This is a genomic window from Lutimaribacter marinistellae (genome assembly GCF_042648365.1).
Taxonomy (GTDB): Bacteria; Pseudomonadota; Alphaproteobacteria; order Rhodobacterales; family Rhodobacteraceae; genus Lutimaribacter_A; species Lutimaribacter_A marinistellae.
The window spans coordinates 1-4,406 of record NZ_JBHRXI010000022.1; the positions used below are offsets into that span (position 1 = coordinate 1).

Consider the following 4,406-nt stretch of genomic DNA (forward strand, 5'->3'; position numbering starts at 1 on the left):
GCGACTGGAACGATTGATCGTTCCAAAGATCAGTTGGGCAAAATTTATCAATAACTTAGCGACCGGAGAACGTTCGACCCCGGTCCTGCCCGCTCCGCCACTTGCCCCCGCGAAAGCGTTCTCCCGCTCCGGCTGCGGCCGGATTTTTCCGTTGTTTTCGAGGGTTATACGGGACGGGGCGAGCACTGGCCCCTGCGCAAGACAGCCAAAATAGTTCTCTCAAGGGCCGTATTCTCCAGACCTCATGACTGCGCCGATTTGGTGAATAGCTTGCAAGGTGCTGAAAAACCATGCCTTTGCGGAGCAACGGGCCAAACACTTCGACGCTGGTGGTACTCGTCGAGATGGAACAGAAATCGAACGTTCAACTATTCAGTCGTTCGCTATGACACGTCTGAATAATCGGGCCGCGGGATATTGCCGTCGAAAATGATCTGGCCGTTTGCCGGAGTTCATTCGCCATTCCGGGAGGGGCTACCAGCGGAACCTTTCAATATCTGTCGCGCTCAGGCTGTGGCCGATTTCGGCGACTGCGGTGGATTGCATCTGCGCCGTCAGCCGTCCTGTCACCAGGATGGGCTCCCAAAGCGACCCGTTCGGCCATGGCTTCTGTGCTTCTACAAAGACAAGCTGGTTCGGTGGCGGGGGCGGGACATGGATGCAGGCTCCGACATAGGGAACGAGGACGAAGCTGGTTACGCCGGCTGCTGTCAATTCTAGTGGCAGGAGATATCCCGGCAGCCGGACCAGAGCGCCATCCAGTTCGAGATTCAGTTTGGTGGCGTTCTCGTCGAAGATTGGTGCCCATGTATCGGCCACGACATCCATGTCGCCCTTTCCGATGATCTGGGCATAGGGCACGCCAGCGGGAATCAGGTCTTCCCAAAGGATGTCGAGGACGTTCGCGCGGGCAATCCGTGGCACGAGAATTGTGACGACGCCAGCGTATAGTAGAGTTCGCCGGGTCGGAAGGCTGTCGTCTGTCATGTTGTAACCGTCATTCCGTCCGCTCTTTGTGAAGGCAGGTCCGGTTGCCCGGCCGGCTTACTGAAGTCGGGGGAGAATCTGCATCCTGCGAATGGCCGCTGCCGGCGCTCGTGTCAGGCTAGCGCTGCTGCATCGCCGCAAGGCAACTCAGCGCCCATAGTTGCCGATCAATTCTCGTTCGGCGTTGGTTGCCTCCAACCAGTTTCCCACCTTGATCAAAATCAACGCGGGGTCCCCCCTTCGTGCCGCAAAACTCGATGCAAAGGGAGCAAGAATTTGCTTGTAAACCAAACTTTCAACTGCTGCGCCAGGGCGGAATTGCAGGTCTGGCGAGGCGTTCCGCTTATCTGGCGCTTGTCGGCGACAAGGCTTGGCCACCGACCTTCGTACCACCGGAGGCCCGAACCTGAGGCTAGCTGCGAGCAGCAATGTTCCGGCAACGGCAAATGGGGGTTCATCGACTCCGACAGGAACGAAGTGATCCTGGCGGAGTTCGATTTCGCATCGGGTTTCAGGAGCGGCGCATCCGCCGTCAATGTCGATGGTTGGCGAAAATCAACGTTCAGGGTGTGAGATGCTTGGATCGTTCCCATCGAGGAAAGCCTTCGGGCTTTGTGTAACATTCTGGGTCGGATTGACGGGTTATGACACCTCAGCCGAGCAATCCGAACTGATCGGCAGATATGCGGTAGAGTACACCCACGAAACTGAACAGGGAGCCAATGGCGCGGTTTGCCTGGATGGCTCCGGAACCTTTGAGGTCTTGCCCTCGCTGACTGTCAGGGGGGTCATCACCAACTCGGACGGTCAGGAAATCACTTACGGAAAGGCAAAGCTAAACGGGAACCAGGTGACCGGCAGTTTCTTGATACAGGGAAAGGACGTTGGCGATTTCTCCGGAGCGTATGCCGATGGTCGATGGCGCGGTGACTACCACGCGATCAACGGGTGCTCGGGCACTTGGCGAGGCGAGAAATCCGAAGCCCCTATCGACCTGGACGAAAGCACAAAACAGAAGGTGATCGACTCGTTTTTCGACGGGAACTACACCGCAGCCCTGAGCACACTCGAGATACTGGCGCAGCAGGGCGATGCCAGAGCCCGGTATGTCCTGGCGTTTGCATACGAAAACGGGCTCGGCAAGGAAACGGACCTGCAAGAGGCCGTGCGTTGGTACAGCAAGGCCGCGGATGGCGGGCATCTCAAAGCAATGGTCAGGCTTGGCGAACTGTACGCCGTGGGATTTGCCGTCGAAGAACAAAGTGACGAACTTGCTGTCATGTACATGCGCAAAGCGGCAATGCGCAGGGATCCGGAAGCGCTTCACTTCATGGGAATGTTCTTCACCTGGGGAATCCTTGGTGTGCGCAGAGATACAGATCAGGCACTTCCTTTCTTCTGGCTGGCGGCGGCACAGGGCCTGGAACCGTCGATCAGCCAAAGGGCGGCATTGGAAGTCTCCGAAGGTGGAAAGCAGGCTCTCTTCGCCGAGATGGCACGAACGCGGGAACAGGAGGAACCAGGGCGTGTCGCTACCCTTGCCAGTCACCAGACGTGCCTCGACAGCCTTAAGAGCCAGTCCTTTCAGGCGGCTTCTATGTATCTCGCTCTGATCGTAGCCGAGGAACGTGAAGACTATTTCTTCGCGGCGCTCCTTGGTGGCAGCGACGAATACTCTCCCCTCGGCGAAAGCTACTGGGAATGCAGCGGTCGAACTCTGAGTATTTGGTTTTGATCCTTAACCCTTGTTGGGATGGTCGCTAATCTGGAGCCGGTATCCCAGGAGTTGGCTGGCAGCGGCAAACCGACACTCAGTCCGCGATGAAACGTCAGCACCGAGATGGCGGCGTTCCATCCGAAGGGGCCTCCCCACCTCCTCCTCCGGGGCATTCGCCGTGACCTGCCTGAGTTCCCCAACTTGCTGACAATCCACAAGGTAGCTGTCGTGCACAGACAGAACCGGGATACCCTTCCGGGTCAAGTGGGTGTGGATGATGGCGGTTAAGGGTCGGTTTGGATTCCGGCCAAAATTCTTCGCATGATTTACCAGAAACGGGAATTCCGCTGCAGTGCCGCGCGAATTCGATGCGACGTGTGCGAAAGGATGCAGGGTCAGCGAAGTTCGAAATTCCAAGGCCCGGTTTGTCCGCGGCCCGGTCGTTCAGCGTGAGACGCGACTACGATTCCTGACAAAATTAGTCGGATGGCAGCAGGGAGCCCGAAGCGGTCCAAACAATTTTTAGTAAAGCCGGTTCTCTTCGTCATCCGTATGGATGACCTGAACGTCTTCGACTGTCTGCTCCCGATCAACTGTGCCGACGACCCATTCAGCAAGCGTGGGTGCCGTACCTCGTGATGGCCAATGGTCAGGATGCCAAAGCCGCGAGCGAATAAACGACTTCGAACAGTGCATGAAGACTTCTTCGACATCCACGACCATAGCAAGCAAAGGCTGCTTGTCGTTTATGGACAGGCGTTCGCTAATCTTCCGATCTTTCACAATGCGTGCTTCGCCGGCAACGCGAAGGGTATCGCCGTGACCAGGCACCACAAAGATGAGACCAACATTTGGGTCGGTCAAAAGGTTCACAAAACCGTCAACGCGATGATTGCCAAGCCGATCTGGAATAATGAGCGTCTTATCGTCAAACACTTCGACAAAACCGGCCGGATCGCCCTTGGGCGATACATCAATCAATCCTTGTGATGCCTTGGTCGCGGCAATCACGAACGGCGCGCAGGAAATAAATTTCTTCGCAACAGCATTTATTCGATCAGTAACCTTTAGGTCAGTGTTAGAACCCTTGTACTCGGGGAGCAGTTCTCGAAGCCGTTTTATGTCCGTGATTTCTTCATCGACCTGCAACATGTTGTGTTCCCTGAATTGAATGCTCTCGAAGCTACAAGCGGGAGGGAAACCACGCAACTGCAACGGCGGTTTTGTCGGCAGTGCCGTCGGTCGCCCAGCCTATCATGCTGCGCAGTGCGCCGACGGCCGGTTCGGTGAAGCTGCGATGCGGCAGGGCGGCTCCCAGGGAACGATCTTAGTCGCCCCGCGTCATTACAGGCTATGTCCGCATATCGCGCATTGCACCAGTTCGAACGGAGCGCAGCAAGTGACGCGATGGGCTCGTTCCGGTCGGTCACCGCAGTTTGCACGAACGGCCGCTTTAGCCAATCTGGCCGAAGTGGTCCGGCTGTGCCGTCCACGCCAACGAAAACGGTTCAAGCATCTTCGCCAGCGTCACGTCCGGCCCCTGCTTCCCGTCAAGGATCGCCTCGACGATGTCGGGCGCGAGCAGAGTCAGGCGCAAAACGCGCGTTATGTAGGAGGGTGCCATCCCCTCGCGCTCGGCCAGTTCGGCGATGGTGGCGTATTCGCCCGACTCCAGCATCCGCTTCCACCGGAACGCACGAGC

General features: G+C 57.2%; 5 protein-coding genes. 2 read left to right on the top strand and 3 right to left on the bottom strand.

Features of this window, described 5'->3' with window-relative positions:
• Positions 1–474: 474 nt before the first annotated feature.
• Positions 475–987: a DUF3299 domain-containing protein gene (locus ACFORG_RS18620; RefSeq protein WP_386737057.1), complete on the bottom strand. Its 513-nt coding sequence runs from the start codon at positions 985–987 to the stop codon at positions 475–477.
• 354 nt (positions 988–1,341) lie between these two features.
• Here ACFORG_RS18620 and ACFORG_RS18625 point away from each other — a divergent pair, with 354 nt between their 5' ends.
• Positions 1,342–1,560, top strand: coding sequence for a WG repeat-containing protein (locus tag ACFORG_RS18625; protein ID WP_386737061.1), 219 nt, complete (start codon positions 1,342–1,344; stop codon positions 1,558–1,560).
• Position 1,561: 1 nt separating this feature from the next.
• A complete protein-coding gene (locus tag ACFORG_RS18630; RefSeq protein WP_386737058.1) occupies positions 1,562–2,722 on the top strand; it encodes a tetratricopeptide repeat protein in 1,161 nt (386 codons plus the stop codon).
• A gap of 504 nt (positions 2,723–3,226) precedes the next feature.
• Here ACFORG_RS18630 and ACFORG_RS18635 read toward each other — a convergent pair.
• Together ACFORG_RS18635 and ACFORG_RS18640 are read right to left on the bottom strand one after the other, a co-directional pair.
• Positions 3,227–3,856, bottom strand: coding sequence for an MSMEG_1061 family FMN-dependent PPOX-type flavoprotein (locus ACFORG_RS18635; RefSeq protein WP_386737059.1), 630 nt, complete (start codon positions 3,854–3,856; stop codon positions 3,227–3,229).
• Between the two features lie 301 nt (positions 3,857–4,157).
• Positions 4,158–4,406 (bottom strand): hypothetical protein (locus ACFORG_RS18640; RefSeq protein ID WP_386737060.1); only part of this gene is annotated, 249 nt, incomplete at its 5' end.

Excerpts from the sequence above, each read along its gene's own strand:
- ACFORG_RS18635 (WP_386737059.1), bottom strand. The coding sequence starts at position 3,856 with ATGTTGCAGGTCGATGAAGAAATCACGGACATAAAACGGCTTCGAGAA.
- ACFORG_RS18630 (WP_386737058.1), top strand. The coding sequence starts at position 1,562 with ATGCTTGGATCGTTCCCATCGAGGAAAGCCTTCGGGCTTTGTGTAACA.
- ACFORG_RS18620 (WP_386737057.1), bottom strand. The coding sequence starts at position 987 with ATGACAGACGACAGCCTTCCGACCCGGCGAACTCTACTATACGCTGGC.